A 19,918-nucleotide genomic window follows, 5' to 3' on the forward strand; every position below is an offset into this window, starting at 1 on the left:
ATTACCGGGGACGCGTATGTCAAATGGTTCAGCAAAATTTGCCGCGGCGCTCGTCGCGAGCCTCCTAGCCGGCGCCAATTTTACTGCTGTTGCGGAGAACGCCGCCAAGACGGTGGATATCAAGACGCCCGATGCCAAGACGGCCGATATCAAGCCGGCGGACAGTTGCCTGTCCAGCCCGAAGGGAACCGCGCCGACAGGAAGCCACTGGTTCTACCACCTCGATCGCACGACCAAGAAGCAGTGCTGGTATCTCGGTGAAGCCAGGAACAAGGCCGCCAAAGCCGCAACCGCGCAGCAACAGACTGCGCCCGACGCAGCGGCAGCGGACGCCATCCCACCACAGGTGCAACCGCAGCCAGCGATGCGCAAATCGGTCGCCGACGCACATGCTGAAGTCGTCGCTCCGTCCGCAACCGTCGCGCCGGCAGCAACCACCGACGTCAGCTACGCAAGCAATCCCGCCCCCGATGCCAGCGCGGCCGCCACGCCCCCTGAGGCGACCGCGCCATCGTCGCCGGTGACGGCGCGCTGGTTCGATGCGTCGAGCATGAGCGGGTCGAACGGCACAAGGCTCGCGGCCAACGCTCCGCCGCCTGCCGCCACGCAAGCCGATGCGAGGCCCCAAGCGGCCACAGCCGCGCCGGCTGCGCCCGTCGCGGTGGAAGCTCCCGCAGAGAAGCCGTCCTCCTCGTCCACGCAGATGCTGCTGATCGTCATGGTGGGTGCGCTGGCGCTGGCGGGCCTGGTCAGCGCGCTCGTGTTCCGGCAGACGCGCAGACGCTCACCGCCCTACGAGATCCGCGACGAGTGGCGTGCGCCGTGGGATTCGCTCAGCAGCGAGCGCGCACCGCCGATCCCTCCGCGCCGGGAGCGTCCGATTCGGCTGTCCGATGTGCCACCGCGCCGTGCCGAACCGCCAATCCGGCGTCGCGAACCGGTGCGTGATCCCGAGCAGTCCGAGGACAGCGATCGGCAGATCGCGGAGATGCTAAAGCGGCTCGCACGCACCGCGACGAACTGAGGCGGCTATTTCTCGAGCTGGCGCTGCAGGCCGCGCACGAATTCGGTAAGGCCGGTGCGCCGCTCGCGCTTCAGCCGCTCGGCCTGCAGGATCGACTGCACTTCGGCAAAGGCGTCGTCGACATCATGGTTGACGACGATGTAGTCATATTCTGCCCAGTGGCTCAGCTCATGGGTCGCGCGGTTCATCCGCCCGCGGATGACCTCCTCGGAATCCTGCGCGCGGGTGTGCAGCCGCTTTTCGAGATCGGAAGCGGACGGCGGCAGGATGAAGACGCTGACCACGTCGGCGCGGGCCTTCTCGCGCAGTTGCTGGGTGCCCTGCCAGTCGATATCGAACAGCACGTCCTGGCCGGCTGACAGCGCAGCCTCGACCGGCAGCCGCGGCGTGCCGTAGCGATTGTCGAACACGGTAGCCCATTCCAGCAGGTCGCCCTGCTTGGCCATCGTCTCGAACTTCGCCTTGTCGACGAAGAAATAGTCGCGGCCGTCGACCTCGCCGGGCCGCTTTGGCCGCGTGGTCGCCGACACCGACATCTTCAGCCCCGGCATGCGGTCGATCAGCATGCGCGACAGCGTCGTCTTGCCGGCGCCCGAGGGCGACGACAGAACGAACATCAGTCCGCGCCGCTCAACGCCGTCAAAACCCTGCGCCGTCATCGCTCACTCCAGATTCTGGACCTGCTCGCGGAATTGCTCGACCACGTTCTTCATCTCGAGGCCGGTATTGGTCAGCTCGATATCGTTCGATTTCGAGCAGCAGGTGTTGACCTCGCGATTGAACTCCTGCGAGAGGAAGTCGAGCCGCCGCCCAACCGGGCCGCCCTTGCCGATCATGTCGCGCGCCTGGGCGATATGCGAGGCGATGCGGTCGAGCTCCTCGCGGATATCGGCCTTGGTGGCGATCAGGATCGCCTCCTGGCTGAGCCGGTCGGCATCGAAGCGATCTGAGGTTTCCAGCAGGGCTGCGATCTGTTCGGCAAGCCGCGCCTTGATCGCTTCGGGCTTGCGGCCGGGGGCGGCCTCGGCGCGCTTGGCGAGCCGTTCGATCTCGTCCATCCGCTGGATCAGGATTTGGCCGAGGGCTGTGCCCTCGCGGTTGCGCATCTCGACGAGATCGCCGAGCGCCGTTTCGAAGGCCGTCGCGGCCGCGTCGCGGGCCGCCTTGTCCTCTTCCTCGCTGCTTTCGGGTTCGACCATTTCGATGACGCCCTTGATGCCGAGCAGGCCATCGATGCTCGGCGCCACCGCGTCGATCCGTTGCGCAAGCAGGCCGGCGACGTCAACCACGGCGGCCAGCACGTCCTCGTTGATGCGGATCGTTTGCGCCGCGCCGGCGCGCTTGACGCTGAGATTGGCGTAGACCGTGCCCCGCGACAGCACCTCGCCGGCGCGCTTCTTGGCCAAGGCCTCCAGTTCGTCCCACCCCGGCGGCAGCCGCAGCCGCAGGTCAAAGCCTTTGGCGTTGACCGACTTCAGCTCCCACTCGAACGTATAGGGGCCGCTCGCGCCATGGCTTCGGGCAAAGCCTGTCATGCTCGATAGCGCCATCGCGTTAACTCTCCAACAGAAGGATATGAGGCTCGCCTGGAGCCTTCGGGACTCGCTCGACGCCCCAGCGACCTTAAAACGAATTCCGTGAAAGTGGAATTACGTTCCACTCATGGGAAATCAGAGGTTAGCGCTGCACCACGGGCGGCACATTGGTCTGCTGGGCAGCGCCCTGACGACCGCCACGCGGGGGCTTCTTCTGATTGGTAGGCTTCGGGGGCGTGGTCGCCGTGGGACTGGTATCGGCTGATGCGGGCGCCGTGGCGGCGGCCGGCGGCTGATCATCCGCGGGCTCGACGGTGTCGTTCTGGATCTGCTTTTCCATCGTGCGCAGCTTGGCGACGTTCTTGGCGTGCTGGTCGTAGGTTTCGGTAAAGGCGTGACCGCCGGTCCCGTCAGCAACGAAGAACAGGTCGCGCGTGCGCGCCGGATTGGCAGTCGCCTCCAGCGAAGCGCGGCCGGGATTGGCGATCGGTCCGGGCGGCAGGCCGTCGATCACATAGGTGTTGTAGGGCGACGGCTGGGTGATCTCGCTGCGCTTGATCGGGCGGCCCAACGTTCCCTTGCCACCGACCAGCCCATAGATGATCGTCGGATCGGATTGCAGCTTCATCTTCTGCCGCATGCGGTTGACGAAGACAGCGGCGACGCGGCTGCGCTCGTCGGCACGACCGGTCTCCTTCTCGACGATCGAGGCCAGCGTCACGAGCTGGTCCGGCGACTTCAGCGGCGTGTCGGCATTGCGGCGTTCCCAGATTTCGGCCAGCACACGCTTCTGCGCCTGCTGCATGCGCTGGATCACCTGGTCCCGCGTGGTGCCGCGCGGGAACTTGTAGGTCTCGGGCAACAGCGTTCCCTCACGCGGAATTTCGCGCACCGAGCCGGTGAAGATGTCGTTGTCGGAGAGCCGCGACAGGATCTGCTCGGAGGTCAGACCTTCCGGAACGGTGATGGCGTGCTGCACCACCTTGCCCTCGACGATGGTGGCGATGACGTCGCGCAGGCTCGCATTCTTCTGGAACGAATACTCACCGGGCTTGAGGTCGGAGCTTGCCTTTAGCGCATACACGCTGCCGATGAATATCCAGGGATTGACGTTGATCACGCCCTCGCGCTGGAGCACGTCCGCGATGTCGCGCTTGCCGGCGCGGGCCGGGATGTTGACGATCTTGTCTTCCAGCAGCGGCCCAGGCGATTCCAGGGTCTGCCTGCCGTAGTAGTACGTCGTTCCAGCGCCGATCATCAGGATGATCAGGAGGGTGAAGATGGCGTTGCCGACGATCACGAACGGATTGCGGGCGCGCTCGGAACGCTTCGGCGGCGGCGGAACCTGCTCAGGCTCCAACGCGGCGCGCGGACTCCTCGGTGAAATGGGCGGCCTCTCACTCATCGATGCAAACCAAATCCTGCCGGTTCAATCGTGGCCGGACAAACCCCTGCCCAGCCAATAGCATACGCCCGCTATCAGGAGTCACCGCAGAATACGGCAAAACGGTGGACTAGTTCAAAACAACGACTAATTCGCTACGCGTTGCACGATCACGGAGGCGTTGGTGCCTCCGAAACCGAACGAATTGGACAATGCCACATTGACCTCGCGCTTGCGCGACGTATGGGGCACAAGATCGATCGCCGTTTGGACCGACGGATTGTCGAGGTTGATGGTCGGCGGCACGACATTATCGCGAATCGCAAGAATCGCGAAGATCGCCTCGATCGCGCCGGCCGCACCGAGCAGATGTCCGGTCGCAGATTTGGTCGACGACATCGAGACCTTCGAGGCCGCATTGCCGAGCAGGCGTTCGACCGCGCCGAGTTCGATCTCGTCGCCGACCTGCGTCGAGGTGCCGTGGGCGTTGATATAGTCGATGTCCGATGGCGTGAGGCCGGCCCGCTTCAGTGCCATGCGCATGCTGCGGAAGCCGCCATCGCCATCCGGCGACGGCGAGGTGATGTGATAGGCATCGCCGGACAGACCGTAGCCGGTCACCTCGGCGTAGATCTTCGCGCCGCGGCTCTTCGCGTGCTCATACTCTTCCAGCACCACGACGCCGGCGCCCTCGCCCATGACAAAACCGTCGCGGTCCTTGTCGTACGGACGCGATGCCTTTTCTGGCGTCTCGTTGAAGCCAGTGGAAAGTGCGCGCGCGGCGCAGAATCCGGCAATACCGATGCGGCTGATCGGCGACTCGGCGCCACCAGCCACCATCACGTCGGCATCGCCGAGCGCGATCAGCCGCGCGCCGTCGCCGATGGCGTGCGCGCCGGTCGAGCAGGCGGTGACTACCGAATGATTGGGTCCCTTGAGGCCGTGCGCGATCGAGACGTAACCCGATGCCAGGTTGATCAGACGGCCGGGAATGAAGAACGGCGAGACCTTGCGCGGCCCGCGCTCCTTCAGAATGATCGCAGTCTCGGCGATGCCCGAAAGGCCGCCGATGCCGGAGCCGATCATCGTGCCGCTCGCGCATTTGTCGTCTTCGGTCTCGGGATGCCAGTTGGCATCGTCGAGCGCCTGCTTGGCCGCACACATCGCAAAGATGATGAAGTCGTCGACCTTGCGCTGGTCCTTTGGCTCCATCCACTGATCGGGATTGAAGGTGCCGTCGGACCCATCGCCGCGCGGCACGGAACAGGCGATCTTGCTCGGCAGATCGGACACCTCGAAGGTATCGATCTTCGTCGCACCGCTTTGTCCGGCGAGAATGCGCGCCCAAGTTGCGTCAACGCCGCAGCCGAGCGGTGTAACCATGCCCAGCCCCGTGACGACAACTCGCCTCATCTCAGTCTCTCCGGCCCGAAACGGGCGGCCAATAGTAAGAAACCGGGGGACCGTTCGACAACGGTCCGTCCGGCTCCGTCAACCTCGCGAAAAGGCGTCAGCTCTTCGCGTTCTTCTCAAGAAATTTCGTCGCGTCACCGACGGTCAGAATCGTTTCCGCGGCATCGTCCGGGATTTCGCAGCCGAATTCTTCTTCGAAGGCCATCACGAGCTCGACCGTGTCGAGACTGTCGGCGCCGAGGTCATCGATGAAACTGGCGGCATCGACCACCTTTTCCGGTTCGACACCGAGATGTTCGACCACAATCTTCTTAACCCGCTCGCCAATCTCACTCATCGTTCAACCTCGTTGTTCCATTGGACCCGACCCCAAGACGATACGAGCCATCGTGGTCGTCTCGATTTACTCAATCGCGCATAGTTTGATTCGGCCCGGTCGTAGCCGACTAAGCCCCGGCGAACGGCAGGCGTCGCCACGCCAATATACAGGGTTTCAAAATCCTGCAATGGCGTTCTTTGCCCATCCGTGGGGGGTTCAGCTATCATACTTCCCAAGCCTTGACTACACGCCTGAACCGGCTCCCGAAAACGGCCTTTCGCCGCATTGCGAGAGCCAGTAAGCAGCTCAAATCATAGCCATCCCACCATTGACGTGAATCGTCTGTCCGGTGACGTAAGCGGCCTCGTTCGAAGCCAGATAGACTGCCGCGGCAGCGATGTCCTCGGGCGTTCCGAGCCGCGCCGCAGGAACTTTCGCGAGGATGGTCTCGCGCTGCTTGTCATTGAGCGCGTCCGTCATCGGCGTCTTGATGAAACCCGGCGCGATGCAGTTGGCAGTCACGCCACGCTTGGCATATTCGGCACCCAGCGTCTTGATCAGGCCGATAAGGCCGGCCTTCGAGGCGGTGTAATTGCCCTGCCCCGGATTGCCGGTGACGCCGACGATCGAGGTGATGGCGATGATCCGGCCGAAGCGCTTGCGCATCATCAGTTTGGTCGCCGCGCGCGCGAGGCGGAAGGTCGCGGTCAGGTTGACCGCGATGACATCGTCCCAGTCCTCGTCGCGCAGTTGCACGAACAGGTTGTCGCGGGTGATGCCGGCGTTGGCGATCAGGATGTCGACCTGGCCCATCGCCTTTTCCGCCGCGGGCACCAGGGCCTCGACGTCGTCCTTGCTCGAGAGATTGCAGGGCAGCACGTGAACGCGCTCGCCAAGCTTGGCGGCAAAGCCATCCAGCACCTCGCGGCGCGTCCCTGAAATCGCAACCGTTGCGCCCTGCGCGTGCAGCGCCTGGGCGATCGCGCCGCCGATGCCGCCGGTTGCACCCGTGACGAGCGCTGTCTTGCCGGTCAAATCGAACATCAAAATCTCCTCTCGCGGCTGTTTACGCCGAAGCTGCCAATGCGTCCTTGGCCGCCGCAATATCGTTGGGACCGCTGACGGACACGCCGACCGCGCCGTCCGTGATGCGCTTGACCAGCCCGCTCAGCACCTTGCCGGCGCCGATCTCGAAGAACCGTGTGACGCCCTGGCCTGCCATATAGGCTACCGACTCGCGCCAGCGCACGGTGCCCGTGACCTGCTCGATCAGGCGGCGGCGAATCTCGTCGGGATCCGTGATGGCAGAGGCCAGCACGTTGGAGACGAGCGGCGCCGCGGGCGCCCTGATGGCGACGCCGGCCAGCGCCTGCGCCATCGCATCCGCCGCCGGCTGCATCAGCTTGCAGTGGAAAGGTGCCGATACCGGCAACAGCATTGCGCGTTTGGCGCCCTTGGCCTTTGCGATCTCCACGGCGCGATCAACGGCAGCCTTGTCGCCCGAAACGACCACCTGCCCGCCGCCATTGTCGTTGGCGGCCTGGCAGACCTGCCCCTGGGCGGCCTCGCTGGCGACCGCAACAGCGGTCTCGTAATCGAGGCCGAGCAATGCGGCCATAGCACCGGCACCGACCGGCACGGCCTTCTGCATGGCCAGGCCGCGGGTACGCAACAGCCGCGCGGTGTCGCTGACGGTCAGGCTGCCGGCTGCCGCCAGCGCCGAATACTCGCCAAGCGAGTGCCCGGCGACGAAGACCGCGTCACGGCCGACCGAGAAACCGGCTTCGCTTTCAAGCACGCGCAAGGTTGCGATCGAGACCGCCATCAGGGCTGGCTGCGCATTTTCGGTCAGTTGCAGCGTCTCGGCCGGACCATCCCAGATGGTCGCGGTCAACTTCTCGCCGAGCGCGGAATCGACCTCGTCGAACACCGCCCTGGCCACCGGAAAAGCCTCGGCCAGGGCCTTGCCCATGCCGACTGCCTGCGAGCCCTGCCCGGGAAACGTAAATGCTGCCGTCATCGGCGCTCCCTACCTTGTTGAGCGTGATCTTCCCCCGCAAACGCTACGCGTTTGTCGCTACGGTGTCCGCATGGCGAAAGGCGCCTCGGCGGGTCCGACCATGCCCTGAACGGGCCGTAAGACACTGATGACGGCCGCCATGTCAAGCCGCGCCGGCGGAACCCTGGGGATGCCGGACCGCCTCGGGCTAGAACCCGCCGGCATTCTGGTCGGCGTTAACCTTGGCACCGGCCTGCGCCCGGCGCGCGCTGTTGACCAATTGCCCCGGGCGATCCTCGTGGTCGGGCCTGCCGGTCGCAAGCCGCAGCACGGCGGCATAGCCCGGCTGCACCTCCATCCGATCGGCATAGCGGCTCTCGCTCAGGATACGGTGGACGCGCGGCAGGTTGTAACAGGGCACGTAGAACAGCAGATGATGCTCGAGATGATAGTTCACGTAATAGGGCGCGATGAACAGGCGTTCGAGGACATTGGCGCGCGTGGTGCGGGTATTGCGCAAGGGGTCGGAGCTGTCGGGCACGACGGCATGTTCGGCGATGTTGCGGATCCGCGTGATCACCATCATCCAGGTCAGTAGCGGCACCAGCCATAACAGCGGATAGGCCCACCACACGCCGGCCGCGGCGAGGCCTGCGAACAGCACCGCATTGATGACGCATTGCGGGCCGAGCTTTTCCCAGAAATGCGCGGCGCGCCGCGACAACGGCCATTCGCTCGGCCCGATCGCGTTGAGCAGTTGCGCCTTGCGCTGCTGGTAGCCGGTCTGTCCGGTGATATCGCGGATGAACTTGCGGCGGTAGCTTGGCCGCGTGATTGGGAACGGCGCCGACAGCACGAGATCGGGATCATTCTCCTGCTGCGTCCGGGCGTGATGCTGCAGGTGATAGCGGCGATAGCCGCGGGTCTCGGCAAAGATCGGATAGGCGCAGAACCATTGGCTCAGCGTCAAATTGGTCTTCTCGTCCGCCGAAAGACAGCCATGCGCGCCGTCATGCATCAGGATCGCCAGGCCAAGCTGGCGCGAGCCGATGACCGCAACCGCAAGCAGATAGGTCAGCGGATTGGGCCACCATGCGACGAGCGCGATCGCGCCCAGGATCAGCGCCCATGCATGCGCGATCAGCGCTGCGCCCCTCCATGTCGTGCGCTGCCGAACCGCAATCAGCTCTTCCTCGGTCAGGAAATCGCGGGCACGCATGCGAAGCGCGGTCATGATGCACTCTCCTCGCCTGATGAGGTCACAGTGCCACGTTCACCGACCAGGCGCAGGCGTGGCCCGTCATTTGCCGATATCGCCGTTGCAGATGTTGCGGCCGCCTGTTCGCCGAGCACCCGCAGCATCTCAGCGGCGAGTTGGTCTGGCGAGCGGCCCATGGCGTAGCCTTCGACCATCACGCCGATCGCCACCGCCCAGAACCGGCGCGACGTTGCATCGGGGTCGCGCAGCGAGCGCCAGCCATGGCGCTCGATCTGGCCGGCATAGGCCCGCGCCCCCTCGCCGTGCAGCCGCTCGATGGTGCGTTCGACCAGCGGCGCCAGATCCTGCCGGCGCCGGGTCATGGTCAGCGCCTCCGCGAAGAAGGCGACCGAATCGGCCGCGGTCACGGTCTCCACCAGCGTGCGGGTGTAATCGCGCGGCGTGGTAGCCTGCAGCGCAGCCTGCTCGGCTGCGCGCGCCACATAGAGCATGTCGCGGCAGGCGGCTTCGACGAACAGCGCCTCCTTGGTGCGGAAGTAATAGGTGATCTGGCTCGGAAAGGCGTCCGCCGCAGCGGCGATATCCGAGATCGACGTCCCGGAGAGCCCGCGCTCCCTGAACAGCCGGCTGGCGCCATCAAGCAGCAGCGAGCGCATCTTGCGCCCCGCCGACCGCGTGGCGCGCGCGGTGTGCTTCGGATCGGGCATCTGGCCGCTCGCATCGGGATCCATGATCGTACCCTCAAGTTTATTTGTATGACATACAAACAAGAAAATCAACCTGAAACTGGTGGCTCCTCCGGCCTACGAAGCGCCTCCGGGACTGGCTGCCGGGCGAATTGAAGTCCCGAGGCAGGTCGAGAATGCTTGCCATCCCGCTCAAAATCCGTATAAACCGCGCCATCCGTGGGGTCCCGGCCGGGAGCTGAACGGACGGTCTCAGCAAATCACCTGTTGATTTTGATGTGATAGGGCCAGTCGGCCCGTCGTCCCGTGCTTCCGCCTTCTGAGCAACATCGAGTCCTTTCCGAAGGTCTCGAAGGGCTTGTCGCTGGGCTCCGCGCCAACACAGGAAAGGACACCCATGGCTCTCTACGAGCATGTTTTCCTCGCGCGTCAGGACGCGAGCACCCAGCAGGTGGAAGAACTGACGGCCCAGATGACGGGAATCGTCGAACAGGGCGGCGGCAAGGTCACCAAGACCGAGAATTGGGGCGTGCGCTCCCTCACCTACCGCATGAACAAGAACCGCAAGGCGCATTTCGTGCTGATGAACATCGACGCACCGTCGGCTGTCGTCACCGAGATCGAGCGCCAGGAGCGGATCAGCGAAGACGTCATCCGCTATCTCACCGTGCGCGTCGAAGAGCACGAGGAAGGCCCGTCGGCGATGATGCGCAAGGCCGACCGTGACCGCGAGCGCGATGATCGCGGCGGCGGATTCCGTGGCGACCGCGAAGGTGGTTTCCGTGGTGATCGTGATCGCGATGGCGGCGGCTTCCGCGGCGATCGTGGCCCGCGCCGTCCGCGCGATGAAGAACCAGCAGCGACCGAGGAGTAAAGAATCATGGCTGAAGCTGGCGCCCGCCGCCCATTTTTCCGTCGTCGCAAGTCCTGCCCGTTCACCGGCGCGAATGCGCCGAAGATCGACTACAAGGACTCCAAGCTCCTGATGCGTTACGTCTCGGAGCGCGGCAAGATCGTGCCGAGCCGCATCACGGCCGTCTCGGCCAAGAAGCAGCGTGAACTCGCCCGCGCCATCAAGCGCTCGCGTTTCCTCGGCCTCTTGCCCTACGTCATTCGCTAATCCTTGACGGCCGGCGGCACACGCCGCCGGCCGCCACTCTTCATAAGGCTTCCGGGTCGTCCGGTCGCCGATGGTTGGGGTTCTCGAGAGAGTACCTCTAACCGCTCGAAAGGAGCGGGACAGCTGATGATCGCAATAGTCCTGATAGCCATTGCGGCCGGCGCTGCGTCGGCGCTGATGTTCGCCTCGATCGTATCGGGCGCGCTGATCTCGTTGCTGCTGTTCTATCTTGCCCCGCTGCCGCTGATGGTGACAGCGCTCGGCTGGGGACCGCTTGCCGCCACCATCGGCGGCATCGCTGCGGCTGCGAGCCTCGGCGCGATCTTCGGGCTCCCCTATTGCATCGCCTTTGCCGTGATGGTCGCCCTGCCCAGTTGGTGGCTCGGCCATCTCGCGCTGCTCGGGCGGCCAGTCGCCGGCGAAGCCGTCGAACCGGCGCAGCCCCTGATCGAATGGTATCCGGTCGGCCGCATCCTGCTTTGGATCGCGGCATTTGCCGTCCTCACCACCACCGGCGCGCTGCTGACGCTCGGCTCGGATGCCGAGACGATCACCGCCACGCTGCGACACGGCCTCCTCAGGGTCTTCACTGCAGCCACCGCGGCCGACGAGCAGCCCAGTGGCGACATCGAACGGGTCGTCGATTGGCTGGTGATAATCGCGCCGCTCGCCGCAACGATGGTCGCGATGGTGACGCTGACGCTGAATTTGTGGCTCGCGGGCAAGGTCACGCAGACCTCGGGGCGACTGCATCGGCCATGGCCGGAACTCCGAAGCACCGTGCTGCCGCCGATGACGCTGGTCGCGCTGCTGGTGGCGCTCGGCCTCTGTTTCGTCGGCGGTACGATCGCCATGCTGGCCCAGATCGTCACGACCGCGCTGGTGATCGCCTATGCGCTCGTCGGCTTCGCCGTGCTGCACACGCTGACACTGTCGCTCACCAGCCGCAGCTTCTGGCTGGCCGGCACCTATGTCGTCGTCGTCGTATTCGCCTGGCCGATCGTCGCGGTCGTTGCGCTGGGCATCACCGACGCCCTGTTCGGAGTGCGGCAGCGCTATCTGCGCTCGAGACCGCCGCCGCTGCCCGCATCCTGAGTTTCGATCCAACCACTCAATCCAACTTAACATCTAAAGGAGAACGAAAATGGAAGTCATTCTGCTGGAACGTGTCGCCAAGCTTGGCCAGATGGGCGAAGTCGTGCGCGTCAAGGACGGGTTCGCCCGCAACTTCTTGCTGAAGCGCGGCAAGGCGTTGCGCGCCACCGAGGCAAACCGCGCCAAGTATGACGGCATGAAGGCCGAGCTCGAGGCCAACAACATCCAGGCCAAGGGTGAAGCCAGCAAGGTCGCCGAGAAGATCAATGGTCGCGAAATCGTCATCATCCGCCAGGCCTCCGAATCCGGCCAGCTGTTCGGCTCGGTCTCGGTCCGCGACATTGCCGACGCGCTCGCCGCTGACGGCGTCACGGTTTCGCGTGCGCAGGTCTGGCTGGACTCGCCGATCAAGGTGATCGGCAAGCAGAAGGTGACGATCGCCGTCCACCCCGAAGTCGAGACCAGCATCTCCGTGACGGTCGCCCGCTCTGCCGACGAGGCCGAGCGCATCAAGCGCGGCGAGGACATCTCGACCCGCCAGGAAGACCAGGACGCCGCCGCCGAGGCGCTCGCCGCCGCCGGCGAATTCTTCGATCCGGAAGCCCAGCACGACGACGCCGAGACAGCCCCGGCCGCCGAAGAAGACAAGTAAGCGCGTCACCATCGTACGACCGACTGAAGCCCGGCCTGATCAGGCCGGGCTTTGGATTCGTGCCATCGCCTCGTCGTCCAGCATCGCGATCGACGCCAATGCGGTCGCGGTGTGCTTTTCCTTGCCGTCGATCACGCAGAACACGTCGGCCGCGACGACCGCAACCTGGCGTCCCGGCTTGATCACCCGCGCGCGGCAGATCAGGCGATCGCCTGAGGCCGGCGACAGCAGGTTCAGCTTGAACTCGGCGGTCAGCGCCGGCTGCCCGCGCGACGTCGCGGCCGCGATCGTGGTGGCGTTGTCGACGAGAAACGCCGTCACCCCGCCGTGAAACAGCCCGTGCTGCTGCAACAGCTCGGGCCGCCGATCGACCGCGAGCGTACAGGCGCCGCGCGACAACTCCGCCAATTCGGCGCCGACATGGCCCATGAAGCCCTGCCGGCCGACATTGTTGCGAATCCGTGTCGCGATCGGCGCAAAGTCCGGATCTGTTTCAGTCATGACACCCCTCCTGCTTGTCCCTGTGCACCCGGCGCCACCACCGCGCGGATTGCGCAGGCAATCAGCGTCTCGACCTGGTCGCGCGGATCGCTGCGATCGCGGCCCGACAGATAGGCGCGGCAGAAGATCTGCGCCGGCCCGATGATCTGACTGAAAAACAGGATCGCGCTCATCGGCAGCAATTCGCCGCGCGCCAGCAGCGGCGCCCGCCAGCGTTCGATCCCTTCGGCGAGCCGCGAATTCTCGGCGCGCTGGGCGCCGCGCACCTCGTCGCTCCATTCGCTGCGCGAAATCTCGAACAGGAAGCGCGCCTCGCGCCTGTTGGTCACGACCCATTCGAGATGCGCGTGGATCAGGCGCGCAACGCCCTCGCGCGCGCCGCATCTCGCGTCGACCGAGGACACGATCGCGGCGTGGTAGCTCTGCAGGATGTCGAGGAACAGGGTTCCGGCGAGATCCTTCTTCGACGCGAAGAAATGGAAGAAGCTGCCATTGGACGCGCGCGCCCGGGTTCGGATCACGGCAACCGTCGCCCCTTCGAATCCATCCTGGTCGAACACCGCGAGCCCCGCCGCCAACAGATCCTCGCGCGCTGTGGTCACCCGGCTCATCACTCGGCTCGTCTCCCGCCTAGATCATTACTCTAGAGTTTTACTCTAATTGACGTCAAGCGTTGGCCCTGATGGCTCGGCATTGGCTGATTACCTTGAGATCGGGGGTTCCGGCGGCCCGGCCGGCGTGGCGGCAGGCGATGGGGGTGGCGCGGCGGCCGTCACCGGAGGCGGCGCTGGCGCCGGCACGGGCGGCGCGGCCGCAGCCGGCTGAGGCGCGGCAGCGGGAGCCGGCGACGACGACGCAGCAGGAGCCGCGGTTGCGGCCGGAGGAGCCGGCGTGACGGGAGGAACTGGATCCGACCGCAGCGGGGCGGGCTCGCTGCCGACGGCTTCCTTGGGCGCATCCACCTTGGCGCTATCGGATTTGTCAGATGAAGACTTGTCAGACGAAGATTTGGCGCCCGTCGGCTTCTCGGCTTCGCCCTTGTCCTCGCCCTTCACAGTCTGGGCCTTGGAATCGTCCTTCGGTGTTTCGCCCTTCGCCGCATCCTTGGCCGCATCGTCGGGCTTCTCTTCGACCGGCTTGCCGCGCCGGCCGAGCTTGTGGCGCGATGGCTTGCCCTCACCTGCGGCTTCCGGCGTTTGACCATCGGCCGGCTTGGCGCCCTCCACAGGCTCGCTCGGACGCGCGAGGCGCTTGCCCTTGTGGCCAGGGTGGGCCTCGCCCTGCTGCGTCAGCCCATCCGCGTCAGGCTTGACCGCCTCCTGCGGCGCCGCGGCCGGATGCTGCCGACGGCCCGGGCGCTCGGCCTGCTCCGGCGAAGCCGATTGCTTGGCGTCCTGCCCGGCATCCTTCCCGGCGCCCTTCGTTCCTTTGGGCGGATCCTTGGCCTGGTAGCGCTGATCGTTCGCACCATTCGAGATCAGATAGGACGACAGCACGCCGGCCATGTCGCTCGACGTCGTATAGTGCTGGCGCAGGAAGCCCGGCAGCGACGAGGCCGGCACCGTTTTCAGCAGGCCGCGCGGGCTCTTGTGACAGGCCGTGCACGTGTTCGAAAAAATCTGGGAGGGGCTCTTGCCGGCCTCGAGGTTTTGCGCGTGCGCCGATCCTGCCGACAGGCAGCCAATCAGAAGCATCACCGTGGCCAGGCTGAGGGCTCGGCTCGACATTCCTAGGTCTCCAGAATCAGGAAAAATACCGCCCCGCATCATGGACGGGCGGCGGCGGCCACCTTTTAGCCGATTATGATGCGAATGGAAGCGCATCTATGACGCATCCACGTGATTGTCACATTTCGGAATATCGGCTTTGACGACAACGCAATAGTGCATTCGAAAACGCCGACTATCTTTCTGACGGGGACACGCTGAAACGAACAATTCCAGGGGTGTCAGGCGCAAGCAGCTTGCCGTTCCGTTGGTGCTTCGATGGACCGATTGTTGCGATATTTTCTGGGGCGATTCATCCGCCGCGGTTCGGTGACGTTCACGACCGCCAGCGGGATGAAATTCACCTGCGGCGACGGCAGCGGCACTCCGGTTGCCGCTCGTTTCCTGACCAATTCGGCCGAAAGGCGCATCCTGCTCGATCCCGAGCTCTATCTCGGCGAAGCCTTCATGGACGGCACGTTCGTGATGGAGCAAGGCACCATCGCGGATGCGCTGGCGATCCTGATGGGTCAGGCAAAAATGCTGCCGAACTTTGCCCGGCTGCAAGCCTGGCTGCGCTTCCTCGGACGGCGCGCCCAGCAGCTCAATCTGCGCGGCAAATCCAGGGACAATGTCGCCCGTCACTACGATCTCGATGGCCGCCTCTACTCGCTTTTCCTCGACGCCGACAAGCAATACAGCTGCGCCTATTTCGAGACGCCCGACGCGACGCTGGACGACGCCCAACTCGCCAAGAAGCGTCACCTCGCCGCGAAACTCCTGGTCCGGCCCGGCGACCGCATCCTCGACATCGGCTCCGGCTGGGGCGGGCTTGGAATCTATCTCGCAGAGATGACCGGGGCTGACGTCACCGGCGTCACGCTGTCGACCGAGCAATTGCAGATTTCCAACGCGCGCGCGGCCGAGCGAAATCTGGGGCAGTCGGCGCGCTTCCTGCTGCAGGACTACCGCGACACCCCCGGCCCGTTCGACCGCATCGTCTCGGTCGGCATGTTCGAGCATGTCGGGGTCGCCTTCTACGAAACCTTCTTCAAGCGCTGCGCCGAACTCCTGAGCGATGACGGTGTCATGATGCTGCATTCGATCGGCCGCTCGACCGGGCCCGACGTCACCAGCCCCTGGATCCGGAAATACATCTTCCCCGGCGGCTATATTCCGGCGCTCTCGGAAGTCATGCCCGCAATCGAGCAGGCGGGCCTTCTGGTCTGCGACATGGAGATCCTGCGGCTGCACTATGCCGAGACGCTGAAGGCATGGCGCGAGCGGTTCATGGCACGGCGCGAGGAGGCCGTCCGACTCTATGATGAGCGCTTTGCCCGGATGTGGGAATTCTATCTTGCTGGGTCGGAAATGTCGTTCCGGGTACAGAACTTGATGAACTTCCAGCTCCAACTCACCAAACGCCAGGGCGTTGTGCCGATGACCCGTGACTATATCATGCACGAGGAAGCAAGGCTGCGCGCCAGGGAACAGAAGGCTGCCCAGCCGCGACTGCAACTCGCCGGCGAGTAGATCCGGCGGATTCGCTCGAAAGCAGTCTAGTTCCGGAGGCTGTAAGCTGAGCCGCAATGGGCGAAGGCCGTTGCCGGCCGCGCCAGGTGCGCCGTCACGGTGGATATCACCTTGGGATCGCAGGGAACGTTCCGGAGGTCCGGACGGCCGGCCTGCTCCATGGCGCCGATCAGCGTCGATAGCCAGCGCCGGTCGACGCTGTCCGCCCGGGCGACCTGAAACTGCGATGTCTGAAACTCTCGAGCCATTGTCACCGTATCTCACCTGGGCGGGATCAACCCGGAAGTCATCCGGGAGTTCCCGAGAGCCTGCCGCAAAGAAAATGCGGCCGGTGTGATCTGCTTCACAGAGGCCACGTCCGGTCTGTCGTAGTGGTCCGGAATGGCCCCAGAAACGCACCAGTCGATGTTGGACCCACAGCGCGATATCGCGACCGATTACGTCTTGATCGCAACCGGCGTTGCCGCCGCGTTGATCGCACTCGCATTCCTCATCCTGGTCTGAGGACGCGGCGCGAACCGCCCCCTCGCCTTTCTGTGGGCCCAGCGCGCGAAAAGGTTCAGGGCGCGTCGCACATTTTCCATCAACGTTGCTGATTGGCCGCGGTCCGGCCGGTTTTGGACCAAACCCCGTCAAGCGGAATGCATCGGGGCTTGCGCGATTCGTACAACACGTTGTGTGAATCGTGCATAAGGCACATCCGTCCTTTCGCTTCGTGCCGGGCTGGCGCTTGATCCCCGGCCCAACTCCGAAAATCCAAATCTGAAAATCTCAGTAACGACGAAATCAGAAGAATAAGCTCGTCCATGGCCTTGATTGATTCGAACGTCCACAAGCTTGCACCCGACGCCGGAACACCGGCCTTTCGCAGTGCGCCGCACAACATCGAAGCGGAACAGAGCCTTCTGGGCGCGATACTGGTCAACAATGACGCCTTCTACCGGGTCTCCGACTTCCTGGAGGGGAAACACTTCTTCGAGCCGCTGCACCAGACGATCTACGAGACCGCAAGCTCGCTGATCAAGATGGGCAAGGTGGCAACCCCGGTGACGCTGAAGACCTTCCTGCCGGCGGATACCGACATCGGCGGCATGACGGTCAGCCAATACCTCGCCCGCCTCGCCGCCGAAGCCACCACCATCATCAACGCGCAGGACTACGGCCGTACCGTCTACGACCTCAGCCTGCGCCGCGACCTGATAAAAATCGGCGAGGACATCGTCAACGTCGCCTTCGACGCTCCGGTCGATTTTGCCCCGCGCGCGCAGATCGAGGACGCCGAACGCCAGCTCTATGGCCTTGCCGAGACCGGCCGCTATGACGGCGGCTTCCAGCGCTTCTCGCAGGCACTCACGGTTGCCGTCGACATGGCGGCGAAAGCGTTCCAGCGCGACGGCAAATTGTCGGGAATTTCGACCGGCCTGCGCGACCTCGACACCAAGATGGGCGGATTGCAGTCCTCCGACCTCATCATCCTCGCCGGCCGTCCCGGCATGGGCAAGACCTCGCTCGCCACCAACATCGCCTACAACATCGCCAGAGCTTATCAGGGCGAGGTGCAGGCGGACGGCACTACCAAGGCGATCAACGGCGGCTCGGTCGGCTTCTTCTCCTGCGAAATGAGCGGCGAGCAGCTCGCCACCCGTATTCTGGCCGAACGCACCGGCATCCCCTCGAGCTCGATCCGCCGCGGCGGCATCAGCGAACTGGACTTCGAGAAGATCCGCGACTGCTCGATCGAGCTGCAGTCGCTGCCCTTTTATGTCGACGAAACCGGCGGTCTCTCGATCTCGCAGCTGACCGCGCGCGCCCGTCGCCTCAAGCGCCAGAAGGGCCTCGATCTGATCGTGATCGACTACATTCAGCTGTTGCAGGGCTCCAACAAGCGCGGCAACGAAAACCGCGTGCAGGAAATCACCGAGATCACCACCAATTTGAAGGCGCTGGCCAAGGAATTGAACGTCCCGATCATCGCGCTGTCGCAGCTCTCGCGTCAGGTCGAAAATCGCGAGGACAAGCGGCCGCAGCTCTCGGATTTGCGTGAATCCGGTTCGATCGAGCAGGACGCCGACGTCGTGATGTTCGTGTACCGCGAGGAATATTATCTCGCCAACAAGGAGCCGCGACCCGGCACCGCGGAGCACGCGACCTGGCAACTTGAAATGGAGCGAGCGCTCGGCAAGGCCGAAGTCATCATCGGCAAGCAGCGCCACGGCCCGACAGGCACGGTCGAACTGCACTTCGAGGCCAGCGTCACCCGCTTCGGCGACCTTGCATCGGATGGACTGGTTCCGGATCGCCCCTCCTACTAAAGCGTTTTCGAGCGAAGTGGATACCGGTTCGCGTGAAGAAAACGCGTCAAAACAAGAATCTAGAGCCCCATTCCGATTCCATCGGAATGGAAAGGGCTCCAGCGGAGCGACGCGGTTGAACACCGCTAGCCCGGCGGGTACAACTGCCGCATGAACATCGTGACCGACGCGAAATCGCAGCTGACCCCCGAAGCCAATTTGCTGGCGGCCCATCCGACCGCCACCGGCATCCTGACCGTCGACCTCGACGCCATCATCGCCAATTGGCGCAAGCTCGAGAAGACCGCGGTACCGGCCGAATGCGCCGCCGTGGTCAAGGCCAACGCCTATGGCTGCGGCGCCGAGCAGGTCGCCCGCGCGCTTGCCAATGCCGGCTGCAAGACCTTCTTTGTTGCCAATGTCGAGGAAGCCGCGGTTGTTCGCGCGGCCGCCCCGGCCGCAACGCTCTATTCGCTCGGCGGATTCTTCCAGAATTCCGGCGACGCCCACGCCAAGATCGACTGCAAGCCAGTGATCGGCGATCTCAACGAGCTCGCCGAATGGGACGTGTTCTGCCGCCGCTCCGGTTGGTCCGGCGGCGCCGCCATCCATATCGACACCGGCATGAACCGGCTCGGACTGACAGTCACCGAAGCCCAGGGCATCATCCCGCGCATCAATGCCGGCGACCACGGCATCACGCTGGTCATGAGCCACCTCGTCTCCGCCGAGGCGCTCAACAATCCCGCCAATGCAAAACAGCTGTCGGCGTTCCGCGAGATCGCGAGCCTGTTCACCGGCGTGCCGGCGTCGCTGGCAAACTCCTCCGGCGTCTTCCTCGGCGGCCAGTTCCAGTTCGAGCTGGTGCGGCCGGGCTGCGCGCTCTACGGCGTCAACCCGACGCCAGAGGCCGACAATCCGATGCAGCCTGTGGTCGACCTCAAGGCGCGCATCATCCAGATCCGCAACATCGACCGCGGCGAGACCGTCGGCTATGGCGGCACCTGGACCGCGCGGCGGCCGACCCGCCTCGCCATCGTCGCGGCCGGCTATGCCGACGGCTATTTCCGCGCGGCCAGCGCCAATGACGGCACCCGCGGCGCCGAGGTCGTGGCCGCCGGCAAGCGCTGCCCGATCGCAGGCCGGATCTCGATGGATTTGATCGCGGTCGACATCACCGATCTCGACAAGAATGCCGTTCGGCGCGGCCACATGGTGACGCTGATCGGCGAAGGCATCACCGTCGACGAGGTCGCGCATCATTTCGGCACGATCGGCTATGAGGTGCTGACCAGCCTCGGCCGCCGCTTCCTGCGGATCTACAAGGGCGGCAATGCCGTCGCCGTAAAGGCCGACGCTATCGCAAAGGACGAGACGGGCGCTGCGCCGGCCGCACCGCCACCTTTGCCCGAGCAAATGCCGGCCTCGAGCTGACCGCACG

Annotated in this window: 21 protein-coding genes; 8 read left to right on the forward strand and 13 right to left on the reverse strand. The window is 64.7% G+C overall.

What is annotated here, in order from left to right:
* The first annotated feature begins 16 nt into the window (after nucleotides 1-16).
* A complete protein-coding gene (locus UP10_RS16680) occupies nucleotides 17-1,024 on the forward strand; it encodes a hypothetical protein (RefSeq protein WP_050043703.1) in 1,008 nt (335 codons plus the stop codon).
* A gap of 5 nt (nucleotides 1,025-1,029) precedes the next feature.
* On the opposite strand, the gene gmk is transcribed toward UP10_RS16680, so the two are convergent.
* The 9 genes from gmk to UP10_RS16725 form a co-directional block, all read right to left on the reverse strand.
* A complete protein-coding gene (gene gmk / locus UP10_RS16685) occupies nucleotides 1,030-1,683 on the reverse strand; it encodes a guanylate kinase (RefSeq protein WP_044588416.1) in 654 nt (217 codons plus the stop codon).
* Between the two features lie 3 nt (nucleotides 1,684-1,686).
* On the reverse strand, nucleotides 1,687-2,574 hold the full coding sequence (locus UP10_RS16690) for a YicC/YloC family endoribonuclease (protein WP_044588417.1): 888 nt from the start codon (nucleotides 2,572-2,574) through the stop codon (nucleotides 1,687-1,689).
* Between the two features lie 127 nt (nucleotides 2,575-2,701).
* Nucleotides 2,702-3,964, reverse strand: a complete 1,263-nt coding sequence (gene mltG / locus UP10_RS16695; RefSeq protein WP_044588418.1) for an endolytic transglycosylase MltG — start codon at nucleotides 3,962-3,964, stop codon at nucleotides 2,702-2,704.
* A gap of 126 nt (nucleotides 3,965-4,090) precedes the next feature.
* Entirely contained in the window at nucleotides 4,091-5,356 is a 1,266-nt protein-coding gene (gene fabF / locus UP10_RS16700) for a beta-ketoacyl-ACP synthase II (protein ID WP_044588419.1), read from the reverse strand.
* Nucleotides 5,357-5,453: 97 nt separating this feature from the next.
* Nucleotides 5,454-5,693, reverse strand: coding sequence for an acyl carrier protein (locus tag UP10_RS16705; RefSeq protein ID WP_006020277.1), 240 nt, complete (start codon nucleotides 5,691-5,693; stop codon nucleotides 5,454-5,456).
* A gap of 288 nt (nucleotides 5,694-5,981) precedes the next feature.
* Entirely contained in the window at nucleotides 5,982-6,719 is a 738-nt protein-coding gene (gene fabG / locus UP10_RS16710; RefSeq protein ID WP_044536450.1) for a 3-oxoacyl-[acyl-carrier-protein] reductase, read from the reverse strand.
* 22 nt (nucleotides 6,720-6,741) lie between these two features.
* On the reverse strand, nucleotides 6,742-7,695 hold the full coding sequence (gene fabD, locus UP10_RS16715; protein ID WP_044588420.1) for an ACP S-malonyltransferase: 954 nt from the start codon (nucleotides 7,693-7,695) through the stop codon (nucleotides 6,742-6,744).
* Nucleotides 7,696-7,882: 187 nt separating this feature from the next.
* Nucleotides 7,883-8,908, reverse strand: coding sequence for a fatty acid desaturase family protein (locus UP10_RS16720; protein WP_044588421.1), 1,026 nt, complete (start codon nucleotides 8,906-8,908; stop codon nucleotides 7,883-7,885).
* On the reverse strand, nucleotides 8,905-9,624 hold the full coding sequence (locus UP10_RS16725; RefSeq protein WP_044588422.1) for a TetR/AcrR family transcriptional regulator C-terminal domain-containing protein: 720 nt from the start codon (nucleotides 9,622-9,624) through the stop codon (nucleotides 8,905-8,907). The genes UP10_RS16720 and UP10_RS16725 overlap by 4 nt, the downstream gene beginning before the upstream one ends.
* 352 nt (nucleotides 9,625-9,976) lie before the next feature.
* Between UP10_RS16725 and rpsF the strand changes: the two genes are divergently transcribed.
* The 4 genes from rpsF to rplI all read left to right on the forward strand — a co-directional run bounded on the left by rpsF (nucleotide 9,977) and on the right by rplI (nucleotide 12,446).
* Nucleotides 9,977-10,453, forward strand: coding sequence for a 30S ribosomal protein S6 (gene rpsF / locus UP10_RS16730; protein ID WP_044536454.1), 477 nt, complete (start codon nucleotides 9,977-9,979; stop codon nucleotides 10,451-10,453).
* 6 nt (nucleotides 10,454-10,459) lie between these two features.
* Nucleotides 10,460-10,699, forward strand: coding sequence for a 30S ribosomal protein S18 (gene rpsR / locus UP10_RS16735; RefSeq protein ID WP_044536455.1), 240 nt, complete (start codon nucleotides 10,460-10,462; stop codon nucleotides 10,697-10,699).
* Between the two features lie 126 nt (nucleotides 10,700-10,825).
* Nucleotides 10,826-11,794 (forward strand): DUF2232 domain-containing protein, encoded by a 969-nt coding sequence (locus tag UP10_RS16740; RefSeq protein WP_044588423.1) that lies wholly within the window; start codon nucleotides 10,826-10,828, stop codon nucleotides 11,792-11,794.
* 49 nt (nucleotides 11,795-11,843) lie between these two features.
* A complete protein-coding gene (gene rplI, locus UP10_RS16745) occupies nucleotides 11,844-12,446 on the forward strand; it encodes a 50S ribosomal protein L9 (RefSeq protein WP_044588424.1) in 603 nt (200 codons plus the stop codon).
* Nucleotides 12,447-12,485: 39 nt separating this feature from the next.
* Here the strand turns inward: rplI and UP10_RS16750 are convergent, their stop codons facing one another.
* The 3 genes from UP10_RS16750 to UP10_RS44320 form a co-directional block, all read right to left on the reverse strand.
* Nucleotides 12,486-12,947, reverse strand: coding sequence for a PaaI family thioesterase (locus UP10_RS16750; protein ID WP_044588425.1), 462 nt, complete (start codon nucleotides 12,945-12,947; stop codon nucleotides 12,486-12,488).
* Complete coding sequence (locus tag UP10_RS16755) at nucleotides 12,944-13,558, reverse strand: TetR/AcrR family transcriptional regulator (RefSeq protein ID WP_044588426.1); 615 nt, start codon at nucleotides 13,556-13,558, stop codon at nucleotides 12,944-12,946. Before UP10_RS16755 ends, UP10_RS16750 begins: the two co-directional genes overlap by 4 nt.
* Before the next feature lie 90 nt (nucleotides 13,559-13,648).
* On the reverse strand, nucleotides 13,649-14,674 hold the full coding sequence (locus tag UP10_RS44320; RefSeq protein ID WP_044588427.1) for a hypothetical protein: 1,026 nt from the start codon (nucleotides 14,672-14,674) through the stop codon (nucleotides 13,649-13,651).
* Nucleotides 14,675-14,932: 258 nt separating this feature from the next.
* Between UP10_RS44320 and UP10_RS16765 the strand changes: the two genes are divergently transcribed.
* Complete coding sequence (locus tag UP10_RS16765) at nucleotides 14,933-16,186, forward strand: cyclopropane fatty acid synthase (RefSeq protein WP_044588428.1); 1,254 nt, start codon at nucleotides 14,933-14,935, stop codon at nucleotides 16,184-16,186.
* A gap of 26 nt (nucleotides 16,187-16,212) precedes the next feature.
* Here UP10_RS16765 and UP10_RS16770 read toward each other — a convergent pair whose 3' ends face one another.
* On the reverse strand, nucleotides 16,213-16,434 hold the full coding sequence (locus UP10_RS16770; RefSeq protein ID WP_044588429.1) for a hypothetical protein: 222 nt from the start codon (nucleotides 16,432-16,434) through the stop codon (nucleotides 16,213-16,215).
* A gap of 558 nt (nucleotides 16,435-16,992) precedes the next feature.
* On the opposite strand from UP10_RS16770, the gene UP10_RS16775 reads away from it, so the two are divergent.
* Nucleotides 16,993-18,498 (forward strand): replicative DNA helicase, encoded by a 1,506-nt coding sequence (locus UP10_RS16775; RefSeq protein WP_044536463.1) that lies wholly within the window; start codon nucleotides 16,993-16,995, stop codon nucleotides 18,496-18,498.
* Nucleotides 18,499-18,648: 150 nt separating this feature from the next.
* Entirely contained in the window at nucleotides 18,649-19,911 is a 1,263-nt protein-coding gene (gene alr, locus UP10_RS16780; RefSeq protein ID WP_044588430.1) for an alanine racemase, read from the forward strand.
* Nucleotides 19,912-19,918: the final 7 nt, after the last annotated feature.

The organism is Bradyrhizobium sp. LTSPM299 (genome assembly GCF_000938235.1).
In the GTDB taxonomy this organism is placed as follows: Bacteria; Pseudomonadota; Alphaproteobacteria; order Rhizobiales; family Xanthobacteraceae; genus Bradyrhizobium.

Excerpts from the sequence above, each read along its gene's own strand:
- mltG (WP_044588418.1), bottom strand. The coding sequence starts at position 3,964 with ATGAGTGAGAGGCCGCCCATTTCACCGAGGAGTCCGCGCGCCGCGTTG.
- UP10_RS16720 (WP_044588421.1), bottom strand. The coding sequence starts at position 8,908 with ATGACCGCGCTTCGCATGCGTGCCCGCGATTTCCTGACCGAGGAAGAG.
- UP10_RS16755 (WP_044588426.1), bottom strand. The coding sequence starts at position 13,558 with ATGAGCCGGGTGACCACAGCGCGCGAGGATCTGTTGGCGGCGGGGCTC.
- rpsF (WP_044536454.1), top strand. The coding sequence starts at position 9,977 with ATGGCTCTCTACGAGCATGTTTTCCTCGCGCGTCAGGACGCGAGCACC.
- fabG (WP_044536450.1), bottom strand. The coding sequence starts at position 6,719 with ATGTTCGATTTGACCGGCAAGACAGCGCTCGTCACGGGTGCAACCGGC.
- UP10_RS16705 (WP_006020277.1), bottom strand. The coding sequence starts at position 5,693 with ATGAGTGAGATTGGCGAGCGGGTTAAGAAGATTGTGGTCGAACATCTC.
- UP10_RS16770 (WP_044588429.1), bottom strand. The coding sequence starts at position 16,434 with ATGGCTCGAGAGTTTCAGACATCGCAGTTTCAGGTCGCCCGGGCGGAC.
- UP10_RS16750 (WP_044588425.1), bottom strand. The coding sequence starts at position 12,947 with ATGACTGAAACAGATCCGGACTTTGCGCCGATCGCGACACGGATTCGC.
- UP10_RS44320 (WP_044588427.1), bottom strand. The coding sequence starts at position 14,674 with ATGTCGAGCCGAGCCCTCAGCCTGGCCACGGTGATGCTTCTGATTGGC.
- UP10_RS16725 (WP_044588422.1), bottom strand. The coding sequence starts at position 9,624 with ATGGATCCCGATGCGAGCGGCCAGATGCCCGATCCGAAGCACACCGCG.
- rpsR (WP_044536455.1), top strand. The coding sequence starts at position 10,460 with ATGGCTGAAGCTGGCGCCCGCCGCCCATTTTTCCGTCGTCGCAAGTCC.
- UP10_RS16680 (WP_050043703.1), top strand. The coding sequence starts at position 17 with ATGTCAAATGGTTCAGCAAAATTTGCCGCGGCGCTCGTCGCGAGCCTC.
- rplI (WP_044588424.1), top strand. The coding sequence starts at position 11,844 with ATGGAAGTCATTCTGCTGGAACGTGTCGCCAAGCTTGGCCAGATGGGC.
- UP10_RS16775 (WP_044536463.1), top strand. The coding sequence starts at position 16,993 with ATGGCCTTGATTGATTCGAACGTCCACAAGCTTGCACCCGACGCCGGA.
- fabF (WP_044588419.1), bottom strand. The coding sequence starts at position 5,356 with ATGAGGCGAGTTGTCGTCACGGGGCTGGGCATGGTTACACCGCTCGGC.
- UP10_RS16765 (WP_044588428.1), top strand. The coding sequence starts at position 14,933 with ATGGACCGATTGTTGCGATATTTTCTGGGGCGATTCATCCGCCGCGGT.
- alr (WP_044588430.1), top strand. The coding sequence starts at position 18,649 with ATGAACATCGTGACCGACGCGAAATCGCAGCTGACCCCCGAAGCCAAT.
- gmk (WP_044588416.1), bottom strand. The coding sequence starts at position 1,683 with ATGACGGCGCAGGGTTTTGACGGCGTTGAGCGGCGCGGACTGATGTTC.
- fabD (WP_044588420.1), bottom strand. The coding sequence starts at position 7,695 with ATGACGGCAGCATTTACGTTTCCCGGGCAGGGCTCGCAGGCAGTCGGC.
- UP10_RS16690 (WP_044588417.1), bottom strand. The coding sequence starts at position 2,574 with ATGGCGCTATCGAGCATGACAGGCTTTGCCCGAAGCCATGGCGCGAGC.
- UP10_RS16740 (WP_044588423.1), top strand. The coding sequence starts at position 10,826 with ATGATCGCAATAGTCCTGATAGCCATTGCGGCCGGCGCTGCGTCGGCG.